Source organism: Nocardioides jiangsuensis (assembly GCF_019679455.1).
In the GTDB taxonomy this organism is placed as follows: domain Bacteria; phylum Actinomycetota; class Actinomycetes; order Propionibacteriales; family Nocardioidaceae; genus Nocardioides_C; species Nocardioides_C jiangsuensis.
Map to the genome: position 1 here is coordinate 750,708 of NZ_JAIEZQ010000002.1, position 26,797 is coordinate 777,504.

The following is a 26,797-nucleotide window of genomic DNA, read 5'->3' on the forward strand; positions in this document are numbered from 1 at the left end:
GGCGCCTGGGACCCGGCCCGGAGCGGAGTGACGGACACCATGCGGCCGCCTGCGGCGGTACAGGTTAGCCTTGCCTTAGTTCCAGTTCGTCGATCGAACGTCTCGCGCGTTCGTGAGGAGTCCGAATGCGCCGTACGTCCCTGGTCGCCGCCGCGCTCGCGCTGTCCGCCGCCGTCTCCGGCTGCGGCGTGCTCGGGATCGGCGAGGAGCCCGCCGACCTCCAGGTGTACTCCGCACGGCACTACGACCTCGAGGAGGCGTTCGCCGACTTCACCGACGAGACCGGCATCACCGTGGACTTCCTGTACGGCGACGACGCCGAGCTGCTCCAGCGGCTGAAGGCCGAGGGCGCCGAGACCCCCGCGGACGTCTACATGACCGTGGACGCCGGCAACCTGTGGAAGGCCGCGCAGGACGACGAGCTCGCCCCCCTGAAGTCCGCCGAGCTCGACGGCGCGGTGCCCGCGGACCTCCGGGACCCGCAGGGCCGCTGGTACGGCCTCGCGCTGCGCGCCCGCACCGTGGCCTACAACCCGGACGCGGTGGACCCTTCGGAGTTCGACACCAAGGACACCTACGCCGACCTCGCCGACCCGAAGTGGAAGGGCCGGCTCTGCATGCGCGACGAGACCGAGGCCTACACCCAGTCCCTGGTCGCCAGCCTGATCGACCTCTACGGGCGGGAGAAGACGCTCGGGATCGTCGAGGGCTGGGTCGCCAACGACGTCGAGATCATGAGCAACGACATCCTGCTGCTCGAGGCGCTCGACTCCGGCGCCTGCGACGTCGCGCTCGTCAACCACTACTACTACGCGCGTGAACTCACCGAGAACCCGGACCTGAACGTCAAGCTGTTCTGGGCCAGCCAGGACGGCGCGGGCACCCACGCGAACATCTCCGGGGCCGGCGTGGTCGAGTCCTCCGACAACCCGAAGCAGGCCCAGCAGCTGCTCGAGTGGCTCGCCACCGACGGCCAGAGCGCCTTCGTCGACGGGAACCACGAGTACCCGGTCAACCCCGACGTCGAGCCCGAGCAGCTGATCAAGGGGTTCGGGGAGTTCAAGCGGATGCCGATCGACGCCGAGGCGTACGGCGACCTCAACGCCGAGGCCACCGACCTGCTCGCGGAGGCCGGCTACCAGTGACCGAGACCGTCGTCCGGGCGGACGGCACCCCCGAGACACCCGGCACGCGCCACCCGGCACGACCACGTCGGACCAGCGGCACGGGCCGCCCGGCGTGGTCGCTGCTCGTCCTGCTCATCGCCGCCCTCGTCGCCACCCCGGTGGTGGCGGTGGTGGTGGAGGCGGTCACCTCGACCTCGCTCGCGCTGCCGCGGGGCCTCGGCTCGATGGTGGTCACCACGGTCGCGCTGATGGTCGGGGTCGGGCTCGGGACCCTCGTCGTGGGCGGTGGTCTCGCCTGGCTGGTCACGGCCTACCGGTTCCCGCTGCGCGACATGCTGGTCTGGCTGCTCGTGCTGCCGCTGGCGATGCCGGCGTACATCCTCGGCTTCGTCTTCCTCTCCACCTTCGACATCTCCGGCCCGGTGCAGACCGGGCTGCGCTCGGTGTTCGGCCCCGACGTGTGGACCCCCGACGTCCGCTCGCTGCCCGGCGCGATCATCGTCATGTCGCTGACCCTCTACCCCTACGTCTACCTGCTCGCGCGCGCCGCCCTCGTGGAGCAGGCGCCCGGCACCTACGACGCCGCGCGGACCCTCGGCGCGAGCCGGGCCCGGGCGTTCTGGAAGGTGCTGCTTCCCCTGGCACGGCCGTCCCTCGCGGCCGGGCTGGCGCTGGTGATGATGGAGGTCCTCACCGACTTCGCGACCGTGCAGTACTTCGGCGTGCAGACCGTCTCGGTCGGCGTCTACCTGGTCTGGCACGGCCTCTTCAACTTCCACGCCGCGACCCAGCTCTCCGCGCTCGTGCTGCTCTTCGCGGTCGCCGTGCTCGCGGGGGAGCGGCTGATGCGCGGCCGCGCCCGCTACCACCAGAAGGGCGGCCGCGGCCGTGGTCTCGAGCCGTACCGGCTCACGGGCTGGCGCGGCTGGGGCGCCACCCTGCTCTGCGTGCTGGCGCTCGGCGCCGGCTTCGTGGTCCCGGTGGCCCGGCTGCTGGTGTGGGCGGTCGGCGACGCCGTCGCCGACCCGGGCAGCCTGCTCGACCCCCGGTTCCTCGAGTACCTGGTGAACAGCACGGTGGTCGCGGCGATCGCCGCCCTGGTCTGCGTGCTGCTGGCGCTGACCATGGGCCACGCCCTCCGGCTCGGCGGCGGCCGGGTCGTGCGCACCGCCTCGCAGCTGACCACGTTCGGCTACGCGGTCCCCGGCGCGGTGGTCGGCATCGGTGTGCTGATCGCCTTCGCCGCCCTCGACTCCGCGCTGCGGAAGATGGGGGTCCCCGGCGGGACCGGCCTGCTCGTCACCGGCTCGGTGCTCGGGATCCTCTACGCCTACGTCGTGCGGTTCCTCGCGCCGGCGTACCAGGCGGTCGACGCGTCGTTCGCCAAGATCTCGCCCACGATGACGCTGTCCGCGATGAGCCTCGGCGCCTCGCCGCGACGGATCCTCGCCCGGGTGCACCTGCCGCTCGTGCGGCCCGGCGTCGCGGTCGCGCTGGTGCTGGTGATGATCGACGCGGTCAAGGAGCTGCCCATCGTGCTGCTCCTGCGCCCGTTCGGATTCACTACGGTGTCCGTGTGGGTCTACGAACTGGCTTCCGAGAACTTCTGGAGGCAGGCGGCGCTCCCGGCGCTCGTGATCGTCGCGGTCGCGACCGTGCCGGTGTTCTTCCTGTTCCGGCAGGTGCGCCTGGTCGACCCGCACCGGAAGGTCGGCTGACGTGCGAGCGGACCTCATGAACCCAGCCCTCACGCCGGTCACCGGCGCGACCACCCCTGCCCTCGTGCTCGACGACGTCACCAAGACGTACGGCGGCACGGTGGCCGCCTCCTCGCTCGACCTCACCGCGGCGCCCGGTGAGCTGGTCACGCTGATCGGCCCCTCGGGCTGCGGGAAGTCCACCACCCTGCGCCTGGTCGCCGGGCTGGAGCGTCCCGACGCGGGCACGATCCGGATCGCCGGCGACGTGGTCGCCGGAGGCCGCACGTGGCAGCCGCCCGAGCGGCGGCGGGTGGGCCTGGTCTTCCAGGACCACGCGCTGTTCCCGCACCTGACGGTGGCGCAGAACGTCGCCTTCGGGCTGGACAAGATGCCGCGCCGAGAGCGCACCGCCCGGGTCGGCGAGGTGCTCGAGCTGGTCCGGCTGGGCCACCTCGCGTCGCGCTACCCCCACGAGCTCTCCGGCGGGGAGCAGCAGCGGGTCGCGCTGGCCCGGGCACTCGCCCCGCGGCCGGCCGTGGTGCTGCTCGACGAGCCGTTCTCCAGCCTCGACGAGAACCTCCGCGCCCAGGTCCGCGCCGACACCGTCGCGGTGCTCCGCGAGACCGGCACCACCGCGATGCTCGTGACCCACGACCAGACCGAGGCGCTGTCGATCGGGGACCGGGTGGTCGTGATGCGCGACGGCGTGATCGAACAGGCCGACACCCCGGAGAAGGTCTTCGAGGCGCCCGCGACCCGGTTCGTGGCCTCGTTCATGGGCGACGCGGACTTCCTCCCCGCCCACGTCCGCGACGCGCTGCTCACCTGCGAGATCGGTGTCGTCTCGACCGTCCCGGGCTGGGCGAACTGCGACGTGGACGTCGACGTCGTGCTCCGCCCGCACGAGGTCGCGCTGACCCTCGACCCGGAGTCGAAGGCGCACGTCGTCGCGGTGGAGTACCACGGGGCGTTCGTGCTGCACACCGTGCAGCTCGCCTCGGGCCGCACGCTGCGGTCGTGGCAGCCACACGGCGTGCGCCACCCCGTCGGGACCGCGGTCGCCGTGTCCGTCGTACCCGGGATCACCCCCACCCTGCTCGTCGGCGACGAGGCCGTCACGCAGCCCCCACCCCCTCGTTGAGACGTCACTCGTGCGGCGTTGAGGCGTCACTCGTGCGGCGTTGAGAGGTCACTCGTGCGGCGTTGAGACGTCACTCGTGCGGCGTCGAGACGTCACTCGTTCCCCCCGTACCCGCTCCGGGCCGCCCACCTGACCGGTCGCCACGGCCGGTGCGTACGTCGACCGCCACCGCCCGTCGGGCAGAATCGACCGCGATGTCACTCACCATGGTCACCCCCGACGCCGGACTCGACGAGGAGCGCCGCCGCGGCCTGCGCCGCATGCGCACTCTCGCGGTCTCCCTGCTGCTCTTCGCCGCGCTCGTCTACCTGCTCACCCTCGAACAGGACGGCTTCCTCGGCTTCGTCAACGCCGGCGCCGAGGCCTCCATGGTCGGCGCGATCGCGGACTGGTTCGCGGTCACCGCGCTGTTCCGGCACCCGCTCGGCGTCCCCGTGCCGCACACGGCCCTCGTGCCCAAGCGCAAGGAGATGCTCGGCCGCAGCCTCCAGGAGTTCGTCGGGGAGAACTTCCTGCAGGAGGAGATCCTCCGCGACCGCGTACGCATGGCCCGGATCAGCGAGCGGGTCGGCGCCTGGCTGACGAAGCCCGAGCACAGCCGCCGCGTCGTCGACGAGGCGAGCAGCGTGCTGCGGGCGGGGCTGTCCCGGATCCGCGACGAGGACATGGTGTCGCTCGTCGAGGAGGCGCTGATCCCCCGCCTGGTCGCCGAGCCGATCAGCCCGGTCGCGGGCAGCCTGCTCGAGGAGATCGTCAAGGACGGGGCGCACCACGGGCTCGTCGACCTCGCGCTCGCGGAGGCCCACCGCTGGCTGGTGCTCAACGAGGAGACGTTCACCGAGGTCGTCGGGGAGCGGGCCCCGTGGTGGTCGCCGCCGGCGATCAACGAGCGGGTGACCCACCGGCTGCACATCGAGGCGGTGCGCTGGGTCGAGGACATCCGCGACGACCCGCAGCACCACGCCCGCGCGGCGCTCGACAGCATGCTCGCCCAGCTCGCCGACGACCTGCTCCACGACCCGGACACCCAGGAGCGCGCGGAGCGGCTGAAGGGCCGTGTGCTCACCCATCCGCAGATGGTGGTCACCGCGACGTCGCTGTGGCGAGCCTTCCGCAGGGCGCTGACCGAGTCGCTCCAGGACCCCGAGGGCCTGCTGCGACAGCGCGGGGTCGACGAGCTCGCCAAGTTCGGCGCCCAGCTGTCCGGCGACGCCGAGCTGCGGGCACGGCTCGACGGCTACGCCGCCGACCTCGTGGTGTGGTCCGTCGACCGGTACGGCGACGAGCTGACCGCGGTCATCACCCACACCATCGACCGGTGGGACGGCAAGGAGGCCGCGCAGCGGATCGAGCTGTACGTCGGCCGGGACCTGCAGTTCATCCGGATCAACGGCACCATCGTCGGCGGGCTCGTCGGCGTCCTGATCCACACGGTGTCCGTGACGGTGCGGTGACCCGGCGATCTCCCGCGTCGGGGACAATGGACCGGTGAGCACTCCCCGTGAAGTCGAGATCCGCGACGAGTCGATCCGGCTCGGTCAGTTCCTGAAGCTCGCCGACCTGATCGACAACGGCGCCGACGCCAAGCCGCTGCTCATGCAGGGGCTCGTGTCGGTGAACGGCGAGATGGAGACGCGGCGCGGTCGTCAGCTGGGCAAGGGCGACGTCGTCACGCTCGGCGAGGAGTCGGTGCGCGTCTCCTGACGCACGAAAGCCATGAGGCGAGCCGCGGCCCGGCCCCACGGCCCTCGGACGGTCTGGTTCAGCGGACGTCGACGAGGTCCACCACGAAGATCAGCGTCTCGCCCGGCTTGATGACGCCTCCGGCGCCGCGGTCGCCGTACCCGAGGTGCGGCGGGATGACGAGCCTGCGGCGGCCGCCGACCTTCATGCCGGTGACGCCCTGGTCCCATCCGGAGATGACCTGGCCGACGCCGAGGCGGAACTGCAGCGGTTCGCCGCGGTTGTACGACGCGTCGAACTCCTCACCCGTGGAGTGCGCGACGCCGACGTAGTGCACGCGCACGGTGCTGCCGGCGGTGGCCTCGGCGCCCTCGCCCTCAGCGAGCTCGGTGACCTCGAGGTCGCTCGGCGGGGGAGTGTCTGGGAAGTCGATCTCGGGCTTCTCGGGCTGTGCCACGGGGCGCACCTCTCGTCGTGTCGTGTGCTCGTTCGGTTCGCCCCGCAGTCTAGTTCGGCCCGTCCGGCCGGCCACCCACAGGACGTGCACTCGACCGGGCCCGCTCCGTGCTCCAGGCGTGCCGGCGCCGTACGACGGGCGCAACTGCACGTCCGAGCGGCGGCGTCAGCCCTTCCGCTTGTCCCGGACCATCACGCCCTTGTCGTGGCGCTTCATCTCGAACAGCTCGGTCGCCGCGATCAGGTCGCTGAGCTTCTGGTAGCCGTAGTTGCGTGGGTCGAACGACGCCTGGTTGCCGATCTGGTGGCCCACCGTCGCCAGGTTCGCCCAGCCGTCGTCGCCGTTCGCCGCTTCCACGGCGCTGCGCAGCATCTGCACGAGCCGGGCGTCACCGCGCAGCTTGTTCTTGTCACTGGCCTTGAGCACCGGTTCCTGTGGCTCGGCCGACGGCCTGACCAGCCCCTCGACGTAGGTGAACTGCGAGCACGCGTTGACGAACGGAGAGGGCGACTTCTTCTCGCCGAAGCCGAACACTTTCGCGCCCTGGGTCAGGATCCGCATCACCAGCGGCGTGAAGTCGGCGTCGCTCGAGACGATCGCGAAGGCGTCCAGGTTGCCGGCGTACAGCAGGTCCATCGCGTCGATCACCATCGCCATGTCGGACGCGTTCTTGCCGGTGCTGTAGGCGAACTGCTGGATCGGGCGGATGGCGTAGGCGTGCAGCGTCTCCTCCCACGGCCTGAGCGAGGGGCTCTTCCAGTCGCCGTAGGCCCGCCGCACGTTCGCGGCGCCGTGGCGCGCCACCTCGGCCAGGATCACGTCGATCTTCGACGCCGGCGCGTTGTCCGCGTCGATCAGCAGCGCGATCCGTCCCTCGGCGCCGTCCATGAGCCGCACCCCTCCCTCAAGTGGGCCGAGCGTACTCGGATCCGCGTGGGGGCCACGCCCGAACGGCGGCTTCGGCGGTGAGTGCTCAGGTCTGGGCGGTGTGCACGTACTTGTCGAGCTGGTCGCGCTCGAACTCGAGCTCGCTCATCCGGCTCTTCACGACGTCGCCGATGCTGATGATCCCGGTCAGCCGCCCGTCCTCCACGACGGGGAGGTGCCGGACCCGGTGCTCGGTCATCACCAGCATCAGGTCGTTCACCGCGTCGTCGCGGTCGCAGGTGCGTACCTCGGCGGTCATGATCGTCGACACCGTGGCGTCGAGCAGGGCTTCGTGGTCGTGCAGGTTGCGGACCACGTCGCGCTCGGAGACGATCCCGTCGACGCTCGTGCCGTCGGCGCTGACGACGAGCGCGCCCACGTTGTGCTCGGTGAGCATCCGGAGCAGCTCGCGCACGGTGGCATCGGGGGTGATCGTGAGGACGTCCTTGATCGCCTTGGCGGCAAGGACCTGGTGGATGCGCATCGGCTACCTCCCGCGTACCGAGTCATCGATCTGTGGTGCTAGCAGGCTAGTGCCGAACCGCCCGCCGCGGTAGGTCGTCTTTCGCCGCCGGGCTCGGCGGGGGCCGGATGGTTGGATGGGGCCCATGCGTACGACGGACGTGGTGGACCGGCCCTGGCGGTCGGGGACCCTGGCCTGCGTCGCGATGATGGGCTGGCTGTCCGTCGTGCTGTGGCTCGACCGTGCCTCCGCGAGCGGCGGGCTCGCCCAGCAGCGGCTGCTCGGCGTGGCCACCTGGCTGGTCCTGCTGGTCGCGCTGCGTCGCGTCTCGCCCATGGTGCGGGCGCAGACCGCCGTCGTGGTGGTCTTCGCGACCGTCGTGGAGTACGTCTTCAGCCCCACCCTCGAGGTCTACCTCTACCGCTTCGACAACGTCCCGATGTACGTCCCGCCGGGGCACGGCCTGGTCTACCTGTCGGCGTACGCGCTGGGCCACGCGCGCTTCGTGGAGCGACACCTGCGGGCCTGCACCGCGGCCGTCCTGGTCGTGGGCGGCCTCTGGGCCGGCTACGGCCTGTTCCTCGCGGAGCGGCCGGACGCGCTCGGCGCGTTCTGGTACGCGTGCCTGGTCGGCTTCCTGCTGCGGGGCCCGTCCACGCCGGTGTACGTCGGGGCGTTCGTGGCGGTCAGCTACCTCGAGCTCGTGGGCACCGAGCTGCGCACCTGGGTGTGGCAGAGCCAGGACCCCACCGGCTGGGTCTCGATCGGCAACCCGCCCTCGGGCGCCGCGGGCGGCTACGGCTGGTTCGACCTGGCCGGGCTGCTGGCGGCGCCGTACCTCGTGGCCTGGTTCGGCCGCGGGGGCGGTAGCGGACCGGGTGACGGCGGACCGGGGGACGGCGGGGTCAGTCCACGTCGACGCCGGAGTCGCCCGACGGGTCCTGCTCGGCCCGAGCCTGTGCGGCCGGGGGCCGTCGACGTGCACTGAGCTCGTGCACCGAGCCGGGCCCGCGACGGACGACGTCGGGGTCCGACCCGTCGTCGGCGGCGGCCCCGAGGAACGCCAGCGCCTGGTCGTGGAGGCGGCCGTTGCTCGCCAGCGCGTTGCCGCCGTACGGCCCCGGCGTGCCGTCCAGGGAGGTGAACGACCCGCCGGCCTCACGGACGATCACGTCGAGCGCGGCCATGTCGTAGACCTCGAGCTCGGGCTCCGCGGCGATGTCCACGGCTCCCTCCGCGACGAGCATGTAGGACCAGAAGTCGCCGTACGCCCGGGTCCGCCAGCAGCGGCGGGAGAGGCTGAGGAAGTCGTCGAGCCGGTCGCGCTCCTCCCAGCCGGAGAGCGAGGAGTACGACAGCGAGGCGTCCTCGAGCCGCGAGACGTCGGAGACCTTGCACGCGCTGGCCTTGAGCAGGGAGCGGCCGGTCCAGGCGCCGCCGTCCTTGGAGGCCCACCAGCGACGGTTCAGCTGCGGGGCCGACACGCAGCCGACCACGACCTCGTCGTCGACGGCCAGCGCGATCAGGGTGGCCCACACCGGCACCCCACGGATGTAGTTCTTGGTCCCGTCGATGGGGTCGACGATCCAGCGGCGCTGGCCGTGGCCCGAGGAGCCCTGCTCCTCGCCGGTGATCGCGTCGCGCGGGCGGGCCCGCGACAGGGTCCGCCGGATGCCCTCCTCGACGGTCTTGTCAGCGTCGGTCACGGGGCTCAGGTCGGGCTTGTTCACCACGTGGAGGTCGAGCGCCTTGAACCGGTTCGTGGTCAGCGAGTCGGCGTCGTCGGCGAGGATGTGCGCAAGCCTCAGGTCGTCGGTGAAGTTGGTGGGCATGCCCTACAGGCTATGCCCCACCACCCCGGTCCTCGTGGACGGCATCCGTGCCGCGAGCCGCGGCCCGCTCCGGCGGGTGGGCGCCGCTAGCCTACGGAGATGGAAATCGCCGGCCTCCCGCTGCACCCGCTCGTGGTCCACGCGGCCGTGGTGCTGATCCCCCTGAGCGCCGGCTTCGCCGTCGTCCTGGGGGTCCTGCCGCGCTGGCGCTGGCTGTCCCGCTGGCCGGCCGCGGTCCTCGCGGTCTTCGCCACCGGGCTCGCGTTCCTGGCCAAGCAGTCCGGCGCGGCGCTGACGCAGGCCCGGCCGGAGCTCGAGCCGCTCGTCGCTGAGCACTCCGCGCGCGGCGACCTGCTGTTCTGGGTCACGATCCCGTTCGCGGTCCTCGTCGTGGTCGCGGCCTGGTCGCTCGGGGGTCCGAGCGCGCTGGCCAGCGGCCGGGGCGCGCAGGGCAGCCGGGTGCCGGCCCTGGAGAGGGTGCTGCCGGTGCTGCTCGTGCTGGGTGCGGTCGCCGTCCTCGTGCTGGTGGTGCGGGTCGGCGACTCCGGGGCTCGCGCCGTCTGGGGCTGAGCCACAGCGCCCGCCTCGCGCACGGGGCAGGCGCCCCGCCGCCGTACGACGTCAGGCCGGACGACGTCAGTGCTGCGAGGGCTGGTCGTCCTCGGCCTTCTCGCGGCTCGCGAGCAGCCGGCGGAACGAGTCCACCCGCGCCTGCTCGGTGCGCCCGTCGGCCACCGCCTCGTCGAGTCCGCACTCAGGGACACCCTCCCCGTGCGTGCAGCCGCGCGGGCAGACGTCGGTCAGTGCGGCGAGGTCGGGGAACGCCTCGATCAGGTGCCCCGGCTGGACGTGCGCGAGCCCGAACGACCGGATCCCGGGGGTATCGATGATCCACCCGCCGCGCAGCGTGTCGGTCTCCGGCAGCCGGAGCATCAACGCCGAGGTCGAGGTGTGCCGGCCGCGGCCGGTGACCGCGTTGACGACCCCGATCGCCCGGTCCGCGCCGGGGACCAGCCCGTTGACCAGGGTGGACTTGCCGACGCCGCTGTGCCCGATCAGCACGCTGATCCTGCCCTCGAGCCGCTCCCGGATGTCGGCGAGCTCCCGGCCCTTCTCGGTCACGACGTAGGGCACCCCGAGCGGGCGGTACACCGCCAGCAGCGTCTCCGGGTCCGCGAGGTCGGGCTTGGTCAGGCACAGCAGGGGCTCGAGCCCGGCGTCGTACGCCGCGACGAGTGCCCGGTCGATCAGCCGGGGGCGGGGCTCGGGATCGGCGAGCGCGGCCACCACGACGAGCTGGTCGGCGTTGGCGACGATCACCCGCTCGACCGGGTCGTCGTCGTCGGCGGTACGGCGGAGGACGGTGCGCCGCTCCTCGACCTCCACGATCCGCGCCAGGGAGCCCTCGTCGCCGGAGACGTCCCCGACCAGGCGCACCCGGTCACCGACCACGACACCCTTGCGCCCCAGCGGGCGGGACTTCATCGCGGTCACGAGGCGGTCCTCGCCGTCGTCCTCGACCAGGCAGGTGTAGCGGCCCCGGTCGACGGTGACCACCATGGCGGTGATCGCGTCGTCGTAGGTGGGCCGGTCCTTGGTGCGCGGGCGGGTGCGCCGGCGTGGCCGGTCGAACCGCTCGTGGTCCTCGAAGTCGTAGCGACGGCGTCCGGGCACCTAGAACATCCTCGACCAGGCGCCGGGGAAGTCGGTGAACGTCTTCGAGGTGGTGGCGACGTCCTCCACCAGGACCCCGTCGACCGCGAGCCCGACGATCACCCCGGCGTGCGCGATCCGGTGGTCGGCGTACGTGCCGAAGACCCCGCCGTGCAGCGGGGCGGGCCGGATCGCCAGCCCGTCCTCGGTCTCGGTGACGTCGCCGCCGAGCCTGGTGAACTCGCGGGCGAGCGCGCTGAGCCGGTCGGTCTCGTGGCCGCGGATGTGCGCGATGCCGCGCAGCTGCGAGGGGGACCCGGCCAGCACGCACAGCGCCGCGACCGCGGGGGTGAGCTCGCCGACGTCGTGCAGGTCGTAGTCGATGCCGCGGATCTGGCCGCCACCGCGCACGGTGAGCCCGGCGTCGGTCAGCTCGGCCTTTGCGCCCATCAGGGTCACGATCTCGCGCAGCGCGTCGCCGGGCTGGGTGGTCGCGCGCGGCCAGTCCCGCACCGTGACCTCGCCGCCGGTGACCAGCGCGGCGGCGAGGAACGGCGCGGCGTTGGACAGGTCGGGCTCGATGTCGACGTCGAGCGCGCGCACCGGGCCGGGCAGCACCCGCCACCGGTCCGCGTCGCTGTCGTCGACCTCGACGCCGTGCGCGCGGAGCTGCGCGACGGTCATCTCGATGTGGGGGAGCGAGGGCACCGGCTTGCCGTCGTGGCGTACGTCGACCCCCTCGTCGTAGCGCGCGCCGGCCAGGAGCAGTGCGGAGATGAACTGGCTGGAGGCGGAGGCGTCGATGGTGACCGTGCCGCCGCGGACCCGGCCGGTGCCCTCCACGGTGAACGGCAGCGCACCGCGGCCCTCGTCGTCGATCGCGACACCGAGCCCGCGCAGTGCGTCGAGCACCTCGCCCATCGGCCGGGTGCGGGCGTGCGGGTCGCCGTCGAAGACGACCGGGCCGTCCGCGAGCGCGGCCACCGGCGGCACGAACCGCATGACCGTCCCGGCGAGGCCGCAGTCGACCGCGGCCGGTCCGGCGAGCCTGCCCGGGGTGACCCGCCAGTCGGCGCCGGAGGTGTCCACCGCGGCACCGAGGGCGGTGAGCCCCTGGGCCATCAGCAGCGTGTCGCGCGAGCGGAGCGCCCGTCGTACCACCGACGGACCGTCGGACAGCGCCGCCAGCACCAGCGCGCGGTTGGTGAGGGACTTGGAGCCGGGCAGCGTCACGGTCGCGCGCACGGCACCGGTCGCGCGGGGGGCGGGCCAAGGGTCGGCGACCGGCGCTGAGGTGCCGTGGGTGGTGGGGTGCTCGTGGGTCGGGGTCGCGTCAGTCATCGTGCTAGAGCGTATCGGCCGCCGCGGGCACCGGCGACGAGCACGGCCACCAGGGTGGTGATCGGCACCGCGGCGATGATGCCGAGGCTGCCGACGAGGCCGCGGGCGACCTCCTGGGCGACCCCTTCGCTGAGCAGCCCGTCGGTGAACGTGGTGGAGATCGCGGTGAGGAGCACCAGCAGCGGCAGCATCGCGCTGACGTAGGCGAGCACGAGCGTGTTCACCGCGGCCGTGACGTGCGCGCGGCCGATACGCATCGCGGAGGAGAAGAGGGTACGGCGGGTGGCGGTCGGGTCCGCGGCGGAGAGCTCCCACACCGCGGCAGACTGGGTGACCGTGACGTCGTCGAGGACGCCGAGCGCACCGATCACGAGCCCGGCCAGGATCAGCCCCTCGTAGTTGAGGTCGCCCTTGATCGCGGCGAGGTAGCGGGTGGACTCGTCGGAGAACCCGGTGAAGTTCGCGGCGGTGGTGAACAGGCCGCCGACCACGCCGGTCAGGATCAGCGACAGCAGCGTGCCGACGAGCGCGGCGGAGGTCATCGCGTTGAAGCCGTGCCCGAGGTAGAGGCTGACCACCATGATCGCCGAGGCGGCGACGATCGCGACCAGCAGCGGTGGGGTGGTCCCGGTGAGGTTGGGCAGCACGAACCAGATCACCAGGAACAGCGACAGCCCGAGGCTGGCCAGCGAGGCCACGCCGCGCCCGCGGGAGAGCAGCACGACGGCGACCGCGAACAGCGCGACCAGTCCGTAGACCACCCGGCTGCGGTCGAAGTCGATGAACTGCCACTGCTGGCCCGGTGGCGCGTCGGCGGCGTGGAACAGCAGCACCCGGTCGCCCGGGCTGATCGTCGGCGCCCCTGTGCCGTACGGCATCGCCGCCTCGACGGGCTGCTCCCGGTCCTCGACGTCGACCGTGGCCGCCGTACACCCCTCGGGGGTGGCGCCGCCCTGGAGGTCCTGGCTCACGCCAGGGGCGCAGGGGTGCACGTCCTGCACGACCCCGGCGATCCGGTCGTAGTCCTCGTACCCGGGGACCCGGTTCGGCTCGTCGGGCCACAGCAGGAAGAGCCCCGCGGCGGTGGCGAGGACGAGCGGGACCAGGACGACGGCGAGGGCGGTCCTGGCTGCTCGTGACAGGCGAAGGCTGCCGGCCAGGTCATCGTCCGCGCGGTGACTGTGGCCGTGGTGTCCGGCGATCGTCCGGTCCCTGGGTCAGATGCTCTTCTTGGCGAGCTTGGCCTCGCGCTTGGCGGCCTTGCGGATGTGCTTGGCCTCGCGACGCACGTCGGTCGCGGCATGCTTCGCGCGCCAGGCCAGACCCGGCTTGCCCTCGGTGTCCATCCCGGCGATGAGCAGCCCGCCGAGCATCGAGACGTTCTTGAAGAAGTGGATGCGCTGGTTCGCCTTCGCGCCCGGGTCGCTCTCCTCCCAGAACCGGTGGCCCGCGATGGTCGTGGGCACCAGGCTCGCGGCGAGGGTCAGCGCGGCCAGACGCGGCGCGCGGCCGGTCGCGATGGCCAGGCCCGCGGCGATCTGGGTGGCCGCGTTGATCCGGACCAGGGTCTTGGCGTCCGTGGGGATCGGCGCCTGGGGGACCGCCTTCTGCACCATCGGCACCACCCGGTCGGTGATCGGCTTGGCGCGGGTGGCGGCGGCCTCGCTGTCCTTGAGGGTGGTCACCCCGCCCACGACGAACATCGAGGCGAGCATGGGGCGTGCGAGCATTCTCGAGACGGTCATGGGTCCATTCATACCCGATCCGGCTGCGCTCACGCGCCCCCTGTCCCACCACGGGCGACGTCCGGCCGGCCGCCGCCCGGCGCGGGCACCGTCGTACGGCGCCCGCGCCGGACCGCGCTAGGGGGTCAGCCGGTTCAGGTCCCGCGGGAAGAGTCGGGCCTCCCGGATGTTCTCCGCGCCGGTCAGCCGGGCCACCCAGCGCTCGAGGCCGATGGCGAACCCGCCGTGCGGCGGCATGCCGTGCCGGAACGCCTGCAGGTACCCGTCGTACGGCTCCTCCGACTGCCCGGACGCCCCGAGCGCCGCCTGGTACTCGGTGTAGCGGTGCAGCCGCTGGCCGCCCGTGGTCAGCTCGAGCCCGCGGAAGAGCAGGTCGAACGAGTTCGACCACTGCGGGTCGTCGGGCTGCGGGTGGGTGTAGAACGGCCGCTTGCGCATCGGGTAGCCCTCGACCGCGAGCAGCTCGCTGCCGTGCTCCTCGACCGCCCAGGCGCTGAGCGCGCGCTCGTGCGCCGGAGCGAGGTCGGGCTCGTCCTCGGGTGCCCCGACCAGCCTCAGCGCCTCGGAGAAGTGGATGACGGGGATCTCCTCGGGGACCACGGGCAGGCGTACGTCGAGCAGGGACACGGCGTCCGCGGCGAGCTCCTCGACCGCGGACACCATGCCGGCGAGGGCGCCCCGGAGCACGGCGAGCACGTCGCGGTGGTCCTCGATGAACCCGAGCTCGGCGTCGAGCGAGACGTACTCCGCGATGTGGCGCACGGTGTCGTGAGGCTCCGCGCGGAACACCGGCCCCACCTCGAAGACCCGCTCGAACACCCCGACCAGCGTCTGCTTGTAGAGCTGCGGGGACTGGGCCAGGTAGGCCGGCTTGCCGAAGTAGTCGACGGTGAACACGTTCGCACCCGACTCGGTGCTCGTGCCGACCAGCTTCGGGGTCTGGATCTCGGTGAAGCCGTCGGTGGTCAGGGCGCGCCGGAAGCCCTGCATGCTGGCCGACGCGATCTGCCAGGCCGCCTTGCGGCGCGGGTGGCGCAGCGTGACGGGCGCGTGGTCGAGCAGCGTGGGCAGCCCGGCGGCCAGGGTGGGACGCCACAGCTCCACCGGCGGGGTGTGCGCCGGCTCGGTGAGCGGTACGACGACCGGGTCGACGAGCTCCACGCCGCCGGGGGCGGCGCCGTTCGCGACCAGCGTGGCCGTGACCGACACGACGGTCTCCTCGCCCAGAGCGGCCACCTGCGCGACGGTCTCGGGAGCCTTGACCACCACCTGGGTCAGCCCCGATCGGTCGCGCAGGATGAGGAACGTGACGGCCGCGAGACTGCGGCGGCGGTGGACCCAGCCCTGGATCGTGACGGTCTCGCCGGGCGTGACGTGGGGGAGCTGGCTGGCCAGCGTGCGTGGTGCGGACTGTGTGCGAAGCATCGGACTCTCACCTCCTGGATGTGCCCCAGGAGGTGTGGGCGACGGGGGATTTCGCTGTGCCACCACACCTTCGTCGCCGTCAAGCCGAGGCGACCTCATTCGTCGAGCATGCTCGGGAGTGTCTTCGACGCCGGGATGGACTCCGCCCTCTCAGCAGTTCGGGCGGCTCTCTGTGCTCCACCGGTCGGCGGCTACTCGTCTCCGTCAACGCAGTGCGCAGATCCTATGCAACGACCGGCGCCGCCGTCACACGAATTACGGCGTCGGCCGGACCGTCCAGGTCAGCGGCGCCGCGGTGCCGGTACGCGCGACCGTCAAGGTGGTCGGGCTGCTGCCGGGGAGACGAGCCAGGAAGGTCATCGAGTACGTCGACGCTCCGGCCGGCACGGTGAACGTCAGCCGGGTCGGGGCGTCGTGCATGCTCTCGGAGCAGTCGACGTCGCACAGACGGGCCTCGGGGTCCTCCAGCGACACCGTCAGCGTGTCGCCTGCCTGCACCCCCGCGACGGTCAGCGACACCTGGTAGCGGTGCCTGCCGGCGCCCTGGTCGGACGGGCTGGTCACCGTCGGGGAGCCGTCGAAGGCGAGCCCGGCCGGCGCCGGCGTGGTGTCCTGGTCGACGGGGGCACCGCCACCGAGGTCGTCGCCGTCCTTCGCACCGCCGGTCCCGTTGCCGGGCTCGTCGCCCGACACCTGGTCGGCGCCCTTGTCACCTCCGCCGGCCTGGTCGCTGTTCCCGTTGCCGCCGGCGCCGTCGGAGCCGCTGCTGTTGCCGGGGTCGTTGTCGTTGCCGCCACCGGGCTGGCCGTCGCTCTGTCCCGGGGTCGTGTCCTCGTCCGGCGTCGTGCCGTCACCGGGAGGGGTCTCCTCGCCGGGAGGAGTGACCTCGCCCGGAGGTGTCACCTCGCCGGGAGGGGTGACCCCGTCGCCGGGCGGCGGAGTCTCGTCGGACGGCGGACCGGGGTTCTCCACCGGACCGGGGCCGGGCGTGGTGCCGGGGTCCGTCGGGTCGACGGGGTTCACCGGGTCCGTGGTGCCCGGGTCCACCGGCGCAGGCTCCGTCGGGTCGACCGGGACCGGAAGATCGGTCGGGTCGACGGGCGCCGGGAGCTCGGGATCGATCGGGTCGACCGGGATGGGCAGGTCGGGATCGGTCAGGTCGACGGGCGGCACCGGGTCGGTGAGGCCGGGATCCACCGGGTCCACCGGGGCGGGAGCAGTGGGCTCCGCTTGGACCGGCAGCTCGGGACGCGTCTGGTCGGCGAAGGCGGCGGTGGTCGCCTCGCGCCGTGCGGCGGGGTCCCGCCTCCGGTCGGACCTGTCCGCGCCGTCCAGGTCGCGGGCGGGTGCCTGGACCACGCCGACCGGCTCGTCGGCGCTCACCACGACCTCGCGCTGGCCCGGCCAGGCGCCGACGACCAGCGCCGTGGTGACCACGCTCGCGACTCCGGCGGCGACCGCGCCCGTGGCGGCGACACCGACGTTGGCGGTGACCGCGTCCCGGACCCGGCCGAGCAGGGTGAGGACGCCACCGGCGCCGGCGGCGCCCGAGGAGGAGAGGTACCCGGCGGCCGCCGCGCCCAGCAGCAGCGGGGCGATGATGCCGGCGAGGTTCGAGTTGACCTCGTCGAGCTCGACGTACATGGCGGTGCAGCGGCGGCACTCGTCGAGGTGCTGCTCGACCTTGGTCGTGTCGCGGCGCGAGAGGCCGCGGCGGACGTAGGCGCCGAGGTGCTCGTTGACCCAGCGACACTGGGCGGTCGCGGTGTCGGCGAGGTGCATGGTGAGGAAGGCCTGGCGCAGCCCCTCACGGGCCCGGTAGGCCAGCGCCGAGACGGAGTTCGCGCTCATCCCGAGCAGGGGAGCGATGTCGGCGGGCTTGTTGCCCTCGACCTCGAGGTGCCACAGCACCAGCTGCCAGCGTTCGGGCAACGAGGCGAAGGCCCGGGCCGCGGCACCGTTCTCGAAGCTCGTGACGGCGGTGTCCTGGAACGGGATGCCGTCGTCGTACTGCGCCATGTCGTCGGACGGCTGCACCCGGGAGGCCGCGCGGACCCGGTCGACGTGCAGCCGCCGGACCGCGGTCAGCAGGTAGGCGCGGAACGCGACGTCGGGACCGCCCCCGCCCTGCAGCACCTGGAGCACCTTCGCGAACGCGTCGGAGACCAGGTCGTCGATGTCGGGACCGCGCACGAGCTGGCGGCCGAGGCGTTTGGCTGCCTCGACGTGACGGGCGAAGAGCTCGCCGTAGGCAGCCACGTCGCCCCCGCGGACGCGCGAGATCAGCTCGGCGTCGCTGGGTGCTTGCACACCGCTGAGGAGTTCAGTCATATCCGTCTACGAAGGGCTATGTCGGTCCAGGAGACCTGATGTCCCGCGATCCCGGCGATTTCACGGTAGACGGTTCTCCGCCGCTCGGCAGCAACTAGTCGTTATGTCCGAAAATCACCGCACACGTCGGGAAGAGGGTTAAAAGTTCCGACTTCCGCGTCACGTGCCGCGGGGCGGTCCGTCTCACCTCGGTAGGACGTGACCACAGTGCCAGGACGACGCGAGAGGGGGCTGCCGGTGTCCATCTTTCCGGCATTCACGCGTCGCCGTGGCCCGGCGGTGTTGGACGAGCCAGGCGGGGAGCTGCCTCCGGAGGTACGCCGGGTGCTCCCGGCTCGCTTCGAGGCGGTGGGGGAGGCCTTGGCGTCGTCTGCCGACACACTCGCGTCCTGCAGCGTGGTAGGTCGTGACGTGGCCCGCGACGGTGCCGCCCTGGGGGAGGCACTGACCGGTCTGCGCACGACCTACCACCTGGTCGTCGGGCGCGAGCCCGACTTCGCCGCGACCGAGGCGCTCAGCGTCGCGTGGAGCGAGGCGACCCTGGAGTTCCTGCACGACCTGTCCTGCGAGGACCCCCTGACCGGCCTGGCCAGCCTCGCGCACGTCCGGACCCGGCTCGACGAGGTGTACCGCGAGGCCGAGCTGACCGGGGTCCCGGTACTGCGCAGCCACGCGCTCGTCGTGGTGGAGATGACCGTGACGAGCGCGGGGCCGCTGCCCGGCCACCGGTTCGCCCGGGCGCTGAACCTGGTCCAGGTCACCGAGACGGTGCGGATGGTGTTCGCCGGGGAGGAGACCCTCGGCCGGCTCGGCGCGGACCGTGCGGTGGTCGTCGTACGACGGACGCCCGACCTCGGCTCGTCGGTCGCCACGCTCCGCGAGCTGGTCGGCGACCTCGACCTCGGCGGGCTGCACGTGCGGCTGTGGATCGAGGGGCTGCCGACGTCCGCGGAGTCCGCGACACGGCTGCTCGACGACCTCGCCCGCGGCTGACCGTCCCGCCGGCCGCGACGGCGCGAGACCCGGGCCGTGGCGCCGGGACCGGGCTAACCTGAGCGGCATGTGTGGCCGTTACGCGTCGAGCCGTCGTCCCGAGGACCTCGTCGAGGAGTTCGAGATCGACCGGTCCGAGGTGAAGGAGGGCCTCGCGCCCGACTACAACGTCGCCCCCACCAAGGAGGTGTACGCCGTGGTCGAGCGGCCGCCCTCCTCGGACAAGGATCGCCCTCCGCAGCGTCAGCTCCGGGTGCTCACCTGGGGGCTGGTGCCGTCCTGGGCGAAGGACCCGTCGATCGGCAACAAGATGATCAACGCCCGGATGGAGACCGTCACCGAGAAGCCGGCCTTCCGCAAGCCGTTCGCGTCCCGGCGCTGCCTGCTCCCCGCCGACGGCTACTACGAGTGGTACGCCACCGAGCAGAGGACGAAGGCCGGCAAGCCGCTCAAGCAGCCGTTCTTCATCCACCCCCGGGACGGGTCGGTGATGGCGATGGCCGGGCTGTACGAGATCTGGCGCGACCCCACCCGCGACGACGACGACCCGCAGCGCTTCCGATGGACCTGCACGGTGCTCACCACCAGCGCCGAGGACGACCTCGGGCACATCCACGACCGGATGCCGCTGCTGGTCGAGCGCGAGCGGTACGGCGCCTGGCTGGACCCGACCCGGTCGGACCCCGAGGTGCTCACGGAGCTCCTGGTCCCGGCGGCCCCGGGTCGGCTCGAGGCCTACCCGGTCTCCACGATGGTGAACAGCGTGAAGAACAACGGGCCCGACCTGCTCGAGCCGCTCGCCACCGAACCGCCGCACCCGGCATGATCGAGCGGTGAGCACCACACGCACCGTCCCCACGCCGCACGGAGACGCACGCCTGGTCACCGACCGGTCGCGCAACCCGGTGGCCACCCTCCTGCTCAACCACGGTGCGGGCGGCGGCATCGAGTCGCCTGACCTCGAGACGCTGGCCCGCGAGCTGCCCCGCGACGGGATCTCGGTGGTCCGCCTGGAGATGCCGTGGAGGGTCGCCGGCAAGCGACTCGCCCCGCGGCCGGCCGTGCTCGACGAGTGCCTGGTCGCCGCCGCGGGCAGCATGCGCACCCGCACCCCGCTGGTGCTCGGCGGGCGCAGCGCCGGCGCCCGTGCGGCCGCCCGGTGCGCCCGCACCCTCGGCGCCAGCGGCTTCCTGGCGCTCGCGTTCCCGCTGCACCCGCCCGGCCGGCCGGAGCGCTCGCGGCTCGAGGAGCTCAAGTCCGCCGGGCTGCCGACGCTGGTCGTCCAGGGCGAGCGCGACACGTTCGGGGCGCCGGAGGAGTTCCCCGCCGACGTCGACCTCACCGTCGTACCCGGGGCCGACCACGGGTTCCGCGTGCCCAAGCGAGGCGACGTCTCCCAGGAGGACGCGCTGGGGATCATCGTCGAGGCCACGTTGGAGTGGGTGGTGCGCGAGGTGGTCGGGAATCGAAACGGGGAGTGACGTGTTCACCACCCAGGACCGTTCGCGACGACGACTGAGAAGGAGGCCGAGGTGGTCGGAACACTGCCGTGTCGACCCGGCTACTCCGTCCGCACCCCGGAGTCGGTGCTCCCGCTGCCGGTAGGCTGGGAGGCAATGACTGAGAAAACCCCCACGGACCCGGAGAGCCTCGAGGCTCCGGAGACCGACGAGCAGCGGTCCGCGCGGTTCGAGCGCGATGCGATGCCGTACCTCGACCAGCTCTACTCGGCCGCGATGCGGATGACCCGCAACCCGCAGGACGCCGAGGACCTCGTCCAGGAGACGTTCGCCAAGGCGTTCGCCGCGTTCCACCAGTTCAAGCAGGGCACGAACCTCAAGGCCTGGCTGTACCGCATCCTCACCAACACGTTCATCAACTCCTACCGCAAGAAGCAGCGCGAGCCGCTGCAGGCGATGACGGAGGACGTCGAGGACTGGCAGCTGCACCGGGCCGAGTCACACACCTCGTCGGGTCTGAAGTCCGCGGAGACCGAGGCGCTCGAGCGGCTCCCCGACAGCGACGTGAAGAACGCCCTGCAGCAGTTGCCGGAGGACTTCCGGCTCGCCGTGTACCTCGCCGACGTCGAGGGATTCCCGTACAAAGAGATCGCCGAGATCATGGACACACCCATCGGGACCGTGATGTCGCGGCTGCACCGGGGACGGCGCCAGCTGCGCGACATGCTCGAGGACTACGTGCGTGACCGGGGCGTGCTCCCCATGACCGGCTCGGACCAGGGAGGCGCCCGATGAGCTGCGGCAAGCCCCACGACAAAGACTGTTCCGAGGTTCTCGAACGCGTCTTCTTCTTCATCGACAACGAGATGGCGCAGGCCGACTGCAGCGAGATCCAGCAGCACCTCGACGAGTGCGGGCCGTGCCTGGAGAAGTACGACCTCGAGCGCACCGTGAAGTCGCTGGTCGCCCGGTCGTGCTCCGAGCACGCGCCGGAGAGCCTGCGCGACAAGGTGCTCCTGCGGATCCGCCAGGTGCAGGTGGAGATCACCACCGACACCCGGGTCCAGGAGTTCTGAGACCTCACCCGGGACCGTGCCTGCGCCGGACGCCGGCCCGACGTCGCGTGCCCGTGAGACGAGAAAGACCCCGCGCCGTGGACGGCCGGGGTCTTTCCATGTTCAGCGCGCGGTGCGCGCAAGAAACGCCTGGGTCAGGCGTTGGGGCGCTTACCGTGGTTGGCGCCCTTCTTCTTGCGGGCGCGGCGCTTGCGGCCGGTCTTTCCCATGGTGTCCTCCTCAACGCCGACAATGAACGGCCCCCACCGGGCAGGTGAGGGCAGGGTGCCAGTATCTCAAACCACCGCCCGGTTCGGCCAATCGGCCTCCGTGCGCCGACCGGCGACCTGCTTGGATGGCGGGATGCAGACCGGAGACAGCGCCACCTTGAGGTTCACCGTCACCGACGCCGACACGGCCGCCGCCGTGGGCTCCGGCGACCTCGCCGTCCTCGGCACCCCGCGGCTGCTGGCCTGGTGCGAGGCGGCCACCTGCGCCGCGCTCGCGGACTCGCTGTCCGCGGAGCAGACCAGTGTCGGCACCCGGGTCTCCCTGGAGCACCTCGCCGCGAGCCCGGTGGGGGAGACGCTCGACGTCCAGGCCACGGTGGCGTACGTCGACGGGCGGCTGGTGCGGTTCCAGGTCGCAGCGTCGCACGCCTCCGACGGGCGGGTGGTCGGCCACGGCGAGGTGACCCGGGTGGTCGTCGACCGGGAGCGGTTCCTGGCCCGGGTCAGCCAAGCCGGAGGCTGAACGCCAGCAGCGTGAGCCCTTCGTGCGGGGACCAGTCCCGCTGCGGCTCCCGGCGGAACCCGAGCCGGTCGTAGAGCCGGTGCGCGGCGGCCATCTCCGCCATGCTCGACATCACCAGGCCGTCGTACCCGAGCTCCCGGGAACGGTCCACGCACCGCCGGACCAGCGCCTCCGCCACCCCACGTCGCCGGGCCCGGGCGGTCACGCCCAGCATCCGGAACTCGCCCTCCCCGGCGCGGGCGACCTCGGCCAGCTCCGACCCCTGCGGGCAGAACGTGACCGAGCCGAGCACGCCGGTGTCGTCGACGGCCACCCACACCTCTGCCTCGCGGTCGCGGTAGGCGGCGTCGGCGAGCTCGTGCAGGTACTCGTCGTCGGCGTCGAGGTAGCCGTCGTCCCGGTACGCCTCGACGGTGAGGCGGCCGACCTCCTCGAGCTCGTCGGTCGCGACGCGGCGGACCCGGTGCTCCATCAGACGCCGAAGGTGTTCCGCGGGTAGGCGGCGTCGACGTCGGTGATCACGTTCACCAGGTACGGCGCGTCCGCGGCGAACGCACGGTCGAGGGCGGCGCCGACCTGCGTCGGGTCGGTGACCGTCTCGCCACCCCCGCCGAGCGCCTTGACCACCTCGTCGTAACGGGTCTGCGGGGCGAGGTCGGCGACCACGTCGTAGCCGTAGAGCATCTGCATCGGCTGCTTCTCCAGGCCCCAGGCGGAGTTGTTGCCGACCACCATCACCACGGGCAGGTCGTGCCGCACGAGCGTGTCGACGTCCATCAGCGACATGCCCGCCGCGCCGTCGCCGAGAAGCAGCACCACCTGCGAGGAGGGGCGGGCGATCCGGGCGCCGATCGCGGCACCGACGCCGGCGCCGAGGCAGCCGTACGGGCCCGGGTCGAGCCAGCCGCCGGGGCGCTTGGGCTCGACGTACTTCCCGGCGAAGGACACGAAGTCGCCCCCGTCGCCGATCACGACCGCGTCGTCGGCGAGCCGGGGGAGCAGCTCGCCGTAGATCCGGGCCGGGTGGATCGGGTCGGCCTCGGCCCGCAGCAGGGTGTGGTCGCGCTCGACGGCCGAGGCGACCGCGGTCTGCAGCTCGCGGACCCACGCGCTCCAGTCGGGCTTGCGCAGCTGCTGCTCGACGGCGGTCTGCATGCTCTCGAGGACCAGGGTCAGGTCGCCGTACGCCGAGCCGGCGAGGTCGGCGTGCCGCGAGACCTGGCCCTCGGAGTCCGCGACGTGCACGACCCGTGCCGCCGTGGCGCCGTCCCTGCCACCGAAGACGCCGTACCCGAGCCGGAAGTCCAGCGGGGTGCCGACCACGACCACCAGGTCGGCGGTGCCGAAGGCGGCACTGCGGGCCTTGGTCACCAGCAGCGGGTGCCCGCCGGGTACGACGCCGCGGCCCATCCCGTTGGTGACGACGGGGAGGCCGAGCGACTCCACGAGCCGCAGGGCGGCCTCCTCGGCGCCGTCGGCCCAGACGTCGGTGCCCAGCACGAGCAGCGGGCGGCGCGCCTGCGCGAGCAGGTCGCCGATCTCCGCGACCGCCTCGGCGTCCGGCTCGACCCGGCGGCGCCCACCGACGGCCGGCCGCTCCACCGAGGCCTTGTCGAAGAACTGGTCCATCGGCACGTCGAGGAAGGTGGGCCCGCGGTGGGAGGAGCCGGCGACGGTGAAGGCCTGGTCGACCGAGGAGGCGATCCCGGCGACGTCGTGCACGGTCCGGGCCAGCTTCGTCACCGGTGCCAGCACCTGCGGGTGGTCGAGCTCCTGGAGGCTGCCCATGCCCCAGCGGTTGGCGGGGGCGCGGCCGCCGACCACGACCAGGGGGGAGCCGCTGAACTGGGCCTGGGTGACGGCGCTGACCCCGTTGGTCACGCCGGGACCGGCGGTGAGCACGGCCAGGCCGGGGACCCGGGTGAGCTTGCCGAGCGCCTCGGCGGCGAACACCGCGGTCTGCTCGTGCCGCACGTCGAGCAGCCGCATCGGCGGGTCGGCCTTCACCGCCCCGTCGTACATCGGGAACACGTGCGCGCCGGACAGGGTGAACATCGTGTCCACGCCGTGGGCGGCGGCGACGGCGACCGCGTGGTCACCCCCGTGCCCGTCGATCAGCGGTCCGTCGGCCGGCGTGCTCGCGTCGTCAGCGCGGGAGGAGTCGTCGCTCATGCGCGCAGGTTACCCGCTGGTATCCCCGATGCCCAGGATCCCCGGCGTGACCCTCGGTCGGCGCCGACCGGCGCCGACGGTGAGCCAGGCGTGGGTCAGGCGCGCCCGGAGCCGGCCGGTACGGCGGCGGGCCCGAGCGTCTCGGGGTTGCTCTGCTTGAGCCGCTCGATCAGCACGAGCAGCAGGTCCGGCCGGTTCGCGGGCGGGTTCGGGGCCAGCGCGACCTGGAGGTAGAGCGCGCGCAGGTAGCGCTGCACGTTGCCGCTGACCAGGTAGGGGTCCTTGTCCTCGAGGCCGTGCGCGCGGGCGTGGCCGGCCAGCCGGGCGACCCACGGCTCGAGCACGTCGAGGCCGACCAGGTCGCGGCGCAGGATCCGCATCGTGGCCATCGCCAGCCGGTCGTCCTCGCCGTTGACGAGGTGGTAGTCGGTGGGGACCAGCAGCCGGTCGGCGATCACGTCGAGCAGCACGGTCAGCTCGAGGCGGCCCATCACCCCGGCCTCGGCCAGCCGGCCCAGCGCGTCGGCGCCGTGCGCCACCGTGTGCGCCCAGCCCTTGGTCGGCACGTAGCCGCGCAGGTCGCGCTCGCGGACGAACCAGCTCGCGAGGTGGTCGCCCCAGCCGAGCAGCGTGTCCACCGGCACCAGGTGCGCGACGTTGTCCCGCTCGATGCATTCGGCGAGCACCAGCGCGGAGAAGCTGCGCCGGAAGACGGAGTCGGTGCCGTCCTCGCCCAGGCCCACGTCGAGGCCGGTGGCCATCCCGTCGCCGAGCCCCTTCAGGAGCTCGTCGTACACGCCCTGGGAGATCCAGGTGGCCAGCGTCGGGTAGGCGATCCCGTCGCGGTTGGCGGGGTCCGGGTCGCCGAGCATCCGGGCGAGCTCGGTGGTGAGCTCGGGCAGGGTACGTCCTTCCGGGACCTTGAGGCCGTTGGCCTTCACCTGCTCCCAGAACGTCGATGCCATGGGTCCAATCCTGCCACCGCCCCCGGCTGCGCGGGGACCGGGGCTACGCGGTCACTAGGCTGTCGGGCGTGCCCTCGCTGAACGACCTGGTCAGAGCCCACACCGACCTCGACGACGAGGACCTGGCGTGGCTGCACCTGCTCCTGGCCGACTGGCAGATCATCGCCGACCTGTCCTTCGCGGACCTGGTGATGTGGCTCCCGGACCGGGAGGGGCGGGGGTTCTGGGCCGGGGCGCAGATGCGGCCGACCACCGGGCCCACGGCGTACGTCGACGACCTGGTCGGCGCGTTCATCCCCACCGGCCGCCGCCCCCTGCTGGACTCCGCCTACGAGCGGCAGCGGGTGGCCCGCGAGGGCGACCCGGAGTGGCTCGACGACATTCCGGTGCGCGTGGAGGCGATCCCGGTGCGCCGCGGCTCGCGGATCCTCGCGGTGATCGGCCGGAACACCAACCTGCTCGGCGTCCGCACGCCGAGCCGCCTGGAGCTGGCCTACCTGCAGACCGCCACCGACCTGACCCAGATGATCAGCAACGGCTTCTTCCCGTTCCCGGGACAGCGCTCGGACCACGCGGACTCACCGCGCGTGGGGGACGGGTTCGTGCGGATCGACGCCGTCGGGCGGGTCACCTACGCCAGCCCGAACGCGCTCTCGGTCTACCGCAAGCTCGGGCTCACCGGCGACCTGGCCGGCCTCAACCTGGCCGGGACCACGCGCGGCCTGGTCCCCGTGAAGCGGCGCCCGGACGAGGAGACGCTCAGCGCCGTGCTCGGCGGGAAGCTGGCCAAGGACACCGAGGTCGGCAACGACGACGCCACGCTGATCCTGCGGTCGATCCCGCTGCGGCCCACCGGGGAGCACCTCGGGGCGCTGGTGCTGCTGCGCGACGTGACGGACCTGCGCAGCCGCGACCGGGAGCTGGTCACCAAGGACGCCACGATCCGCGAGATCCACCACCGGGTGAAGAACAACCTGCAGACCGTCGCCGCGCTGCTGCGGCTCCAGGCGCGCCGGATCGACAGCACCGAGGGACGCCTCGCGCTGGAGGAGGCGGTACGCCGCGTCGGCTCGATCGCGATCGTGCACGAGACGCTGAGCCAGGCCTTCGACGAGAACGTGGAGTTCGACGAGGTGGCCGACCGGCTGCGGCTGATGGTGGCGGAGGTCAGCTCGCGCGGGGCGCACGTCACCACCCGGCGTACGGGCTCCTTCGGGATGGTGCCCGCCGACACCGCCACCCCGCTGGCGATGGTGCTCACCGAGGTGCTGCAGAACGCCGTGGAGCACGGGTTCGGCGACGGCGCCGGGCAGATCGTGGTGTCCGCGCAGCGGGCCGGGGGCCGGCTGCACGTGACGGTCGAGGACGACGGGGTCGGACTCCCGGAGGGGTTCGACCTGGAGGGCTCCACGAGCCTGGGGCTCTCGATCGTGCGCACCCTGGTCGAGTCCGAGCTCGAGGGAGGCTTCGAGATGGGCCGGGCCGCGGGCGGGGGCACCCGGGTGGCCCTGGACCTTCCGGTCCCGTGACCGTCGGCGGGAGCCGCCGGCGGCCGGTCAGCCCGGCGGGCTGAA

28 protein-coding genes are annotated in these 26,797 nt (G+C 72.6%); 14 read left to right on the plus strand and 14 right to left on the minus strand.

Annotation, left to right across the window (positions count from 1 at the left end):
• Positions 1 to 125 precede the first annotated feature (125 nt).
• The 5 genes from K1X13_RS12155 to K1X13_RS12175 all read left to right on the plus strand — a co-directional run bounded on the left by K1X13_RS12155 (position 126) and on the right by K1X13_RS12175 (position 5,672).
• Positions 126 to 1,145 carry an extracellular solute-binding protein gene (locus K1X13_RS12155; protein WP_221025307.1) on the plus strand — a complete coding sequence of 340 codons (1,020 nt, stop codon included), beginning with the start codon at positions 126 to 128 and terminating at the stop codon, positions 1,143 to 1,145.
• Positions 1,142 to 2,845, plus strand: a complete 1,704-nt coding sequence (locus tag K1X13_RS12160; RefSeq protein ID WP_221025308.1) for an ABC transporter permease — start codon at positions 1,142 to 1,144, stop codon at positions 2,843 to 2,845. The genes K1X13_RS12155 and K1X13_RS12160 overlap by 4 nt, the downstream gene beginning before the upstream one ends.
• 16 nt (positions 2,846 to 2,861) lie before the next feature.
• Positions 2,862 to 3,968: an ABC transporter ATP-binding protein gene (locus K1X13_RS12165; protein ID WP_221025309.1), complete on the plus strand. Its 1,107-nt coding sequence runs from the start codon at positions 2,862 to 2,864 to the stop codon at positions 3,966 to 3,968.
• 194 nt (positions 3,969 to 4,162) lie between these two features.
• Positions 4,163 to 5,422, plus strand: a complete 1,260-nt coding sequence (locus K1X13_RS12170; RefSeq protein ID WP_221025310.1) for a DUF445 domain-containing protein — start codon at positions 4,163 to 4,165, stop codon at positions 5,420 to 5,422.
• A gap of 34 nt (positions 5,423 to 5,456) precedes the next feature.
• Entirely contained in the window at positions 5,457 to 5,672 is a 216-nt protein-coding gene (locus K1X13_RS12175; RefSeq protein ID WP_221025311.1) for an RNA-binding S4 domain-containing protein, read from the plus strand.
• Positions 5,673 to 5,730: 58 nt separating this feature from the next.
• Here K1X13_RS12175 and K1X13_RS12180 read toward each other — a convergent pair whose 3' ends face one another.
• The 3 genes from K1X13_RS12180 to K1X13_RS12190 form a co-directional block, all read right to left on the minus strand.
• Entirely contained in the window at positions 5,731 to 6,108 is a 378-nt protein-coding gene (locus K1X13_RS12180; RefSeq protein ID WP_221025312.1) for an FKBP-type peptidyl-prolyl cis-trans isomerase, read from the minus strand.
• 165 nt (positions 6,109 to 6,273) lie between these two features.
• Positions 6,274 to 6,996, minus strand: a complete 723-nt coding sequence (locus K1X13_RS12185) for an NYN domain-containing protein (RefSeq protein WP_221025313.1) — start codon at positions 6,994 to 6,996, stop codon at positions 6,274 to 6,276.
• A gap of 85 nt (positions 6,997 to 7,081) precedes the next feature.
• A complete protein-coding gene (locus K1X13_RS12190; RefSeq protein WP_221025314.1) occupies positions 7,082 to 7,519 on the minus strand; it encodes a CBS domain-containing protein in 438 nt (145 codons plus the stop codon).
• Between the two features lie 124 nt (positions 7,520 to 7,643).
• On the opposite strand from K1X13_RS12190, the gene K1X13_RS12195 reads away from it, so the two are divergent.
• Entirely contained in the window at positions 7,644 to 8,486 is an 843-nt protein-coding gene (locus tag K1X13_RS12195; protein WP_221025315.1) for a hypothetical protein, read from the plus strand.
• Here the strand turns inward: K1X13_RS12195 and hisN are convergent.
• A complete protein-coding gene (gene hisN, locus K1X13_RS12200) occupies positions 8,404 to 9,330 on the minus strand; it encodes a histidinol-phosphatase (RefSeq protein ID WP_221025316.1) in 927 nt (308 codons plus the stop codon). The two genes, K1X13_RS12195 and hisN, sit on opposite strands and share 83 nt — an antisense overlap.
• Positions 9,331 to 9,429: 99 nt before the next feature.
• Between hisN and K1X13_RS12205 the strand changes: the two genes are divergently transcribed.
• Entirely contained in the window at positions 9,430 to 9,900 is a 471-nt protein-coding gene (locus K1X13_RS12205) for a DUF2231 domain-containing protein (protein WP_221025317.1), read from the plus strand.
• 66 nt (positions 9,901 to 9,966) lie between these two features.
• On the opposite strand, the gene rsgA is transcribed toward K1X13_RS12205, so the two are convergent.
• The 6 genes from rsgA to K1X13_RS19410 all read right to left on the minus strand — a co-directional run bounded on the left by rsgA (position 9,967) and on the right by K1X13_RS19410 (position 17,825).
• The gene (gene rsgA, locus K1X13_RS12210) at positions 9,967 to 11,004 is read right to left on the minus strand and encodes a ribosome small subunit-dependent GTPase A (protein WP_308249531.1); all 1,038 of its coding nucleotides are present in this window, start codon (positions 11,002 to 11,004) and stop codon (positions 9,967 to 9,969) included.
• Positions 11,005 to 12,324 (minus strand): 3-phosphoshikimate 1-carboxyvinyltransferase, encoded by a 1,320-nt coding sequence (aroA, locus tag K1X13_RS12215; RefSeq protein ID WP_221025318.1) that lies wholly within the window; start codon positions 12,322 to 12,324, stop codon positions 11,005 to 11,007.
• Positions 12,321 to 13,295, minus strand: coding sequence for a YibE/F family protein (locus tag K1X13_RS12220; protein WP_221025319.1), 975 nt, complete (start codon positions 13,293 to 13,295; stop codon positions 12,321 to 12,323). The genes aroA and K1X13_RS12220 overlap by 4 nt, the downstream gene beginning before the upstream one ends.
• Positions 13,296 to 13,541: 246 nt before the next feature.
• Positions 13,542 to 14,069, minus strand: a complete 528-nt coding sequence (locus tag K1X13_RS12225) for a DoxX family protein (protein ID WP_221025320.1) — start codon at positions 14,067 to 14,069, stop codon at positions 13,542 to 13,544.
• 117 nt (positions 14,070 to 14,186) lie between these two features.
• The gene (gene aspS, locus K1X13_RS12230; RefSeq protein WP_221025321.1) at positions 14,187 to 15,494 is read right to left on the minus strand and encodes an aspartate--tRNA(Asn) ligase; all 1,308 of its coding nucleotides are present in this window, start codon (positions 15,492 to 15,494) and stop codon (positions 14,187 to 14,189) included.
• A 255-nt stretch (positions 15,495 to 15,749) separates the two neighbouring features.
• Positions 15,750 to 17,825, minus strand: coding sequence for a sigma-70 family RNA polymerase sigma factor (locus K1X13_RS19410; protein ID WP_221025322.1), 2,076 nt, complete (start codon positions 17,823 to 17,825; stop codon positions 15,750 to 15,752).
• Positions 17,826 to 18,236: 411 nt separating this feature from the next.
• Between K1X13_RS19410 and K1X13_RS12240 the strand changes: the two genes are divergently transcribed.
• The 5 genes from K1X13_RS12240 to rsrA all read left to right on the plus strand — a co-directional run bounded on the left by K1X13_RS12240 (position 18,237) and on the right by rsrA (position 21,354).
• Positions 18,237 to 18,818: a hypothetical protein gene (locus tag K1X13_RS12240; protein WP_225914967.1), complete on the plus strand. Its 582-nt coding sequence runs from the start codon at positions 18,237 to 18,239 to the stop codon at positions 18,816 to 18,818.
• A gap of 67 nt (positions 18,819 to 18,885) precedes the next feature.
• The gene (locus K1X13_RS12245) at positions 18,886 to 19,644 is read left to right on the plus strand and encodes an SOS response-associated peptidase (RefSeq protein WP_221025323.1); all 759 of its coding nucleotides are present in this window, start codon (positions 18,886 to 18,888) and stop codon (positions 19,642 to 19,644) included.
• A 7-nt stretch (positions 19,645 to 19,651) separates the two neighbouring features.
• Positions 19,652 to 20,299, plus strand: coding sequence for an alpha/beta hydrolase family protein (locus K1X13_RS12250; RefSeq protein WP_221025324.1), 648 nt, complete (start codon positions 19,652 to 19,654; stop codon positions 20,297 to 20,299).
• A gap of 135 nt (positions 20,300 to 20,434) precedes the next feature.
• Positions 20,435 to 21,073 carry a sigma-70 family RNA polymerase sigma factor gene (locus tag K1X13_RS12255; protein ID WP_221025325.1) on the plus strand — a complete coding sequence of 213 codons (639 nt, stop codon included), beginning with the start codon at positions 20,435 to 20,437 and terminating at the stop codon, positions 21,071 to 21,073.
• A complete protein-coding gene (gene rsrA / locus K1X13_RS12260) occupies positions 21,070 to 21,354 on the plus strand; it encodes a mycothiol system anti-sigma-R factor (RefSeq protein WP_221025326.1) in 285 nt (94 codons plus the stop codon). Before K1X13_RS12255 ends, rsrA begins: the two co-directional genes overlap by 4 nt.
• Before the next feature lie 134 nt (positions 21,355 to 21,488).
• Here the strand turns inward: rsrA and K1X13_RS19850 are convergent, their stop codons facing one another.
• Positions 21,489 to 21,563 carry a 50S ribosomal protein bL37 gene (locus tag K1X13_RS19850; RefSeq protein ID WP_369759046.1) on the minus strand — a complete coding sequence of 25 codons (75 nt, stop codon included), beginning with the start codon at positions 21,561 to 21,563 and terminating at the stop codon, positions 21,489 to 21,491.
• Positions 21,564 to 21,696: 133 nt separating this feature from the next.
• On the opposite strand from K1X13_RS19850, the gene K1X13_RS12265 reads away from it, so the two are divergent.
• A complete protein-coding gene (locus K1X13_RS12265; protein ID WP_221025327.1) occupies positions 21,697 to 22,086 on the plus strand; it encodes a thioesterase family protein in 390 nt (129 codons plus the stop codon).
• Here K1X13_RS12265 and K1X13_RS12270 read toward each other — a convergent pair.
• The 3 genes from K1X13_RS12270 to K1X13_RS12280 form a co-directional block, all read right to left on the minus strand.
• On the minus strand, positions 22,067 to 22,558 hold the full coding sequence (locus K1X13_RS12270; RefSeq protein ID WP_221025328.1) for a GNAT family N-acetyltransferase: 492 nt from the start codon (positions 22,556 to 22,558) through the stop codon (positions 22,067 to 22,069). The genes K1X13_RS12265 and K1X13_RS12270 overlap by 20 nt on opposite strands.
• The gene (locus K1X13_RS12275; protein ID WP_221025329.1) at positions 22,558 to 24,258 is read right to left on the minus strand and encodes an acetolactate synthase; all 1,701 of its coding nucleotides are present in this window, start codon (positions 24,256 to 24,258) and stop codon (positions 22,558 to 22,560) included. Before K1X13_RS12275 ends, K1X13_RS12270 begins: the two co-directional genes overlap by 1 nt.
• A gap of 95 nt (positions 24,259 to 24,353) precedes the next feature.
• The gene (locus K1X13_RS12280) at positions 24,354 to 25,223 is read right to left on the minus strand and encodes a DUF2785 domain-containing protein (protein WP_221025330.1); all 870 of its coding nucleotides are present in this window, start codon (positions 25,221 to 25,223) and stop codon (positions 24,354 to 24,356) included.
• 68 nt (positions 25,224 to 25,291) lie between these two features.
• Here K1X13_RS12280 and K1X13_RS12285 point away from each other — a divergent pair, with 68 nt between their 5' ends.
• Positions 25,292 to 26,752, plus strand: coding sequence for a sensor histidine kinase (locus K1X13_RS12285; protein WP_221025331.1), 1,461 nt, complete (start codon positions 25,292 to 25,294; stop codon positions 26,750 to 26,752).
• Positions 26,753 to 26,797 lie beyond the last annotated feature (45 nt).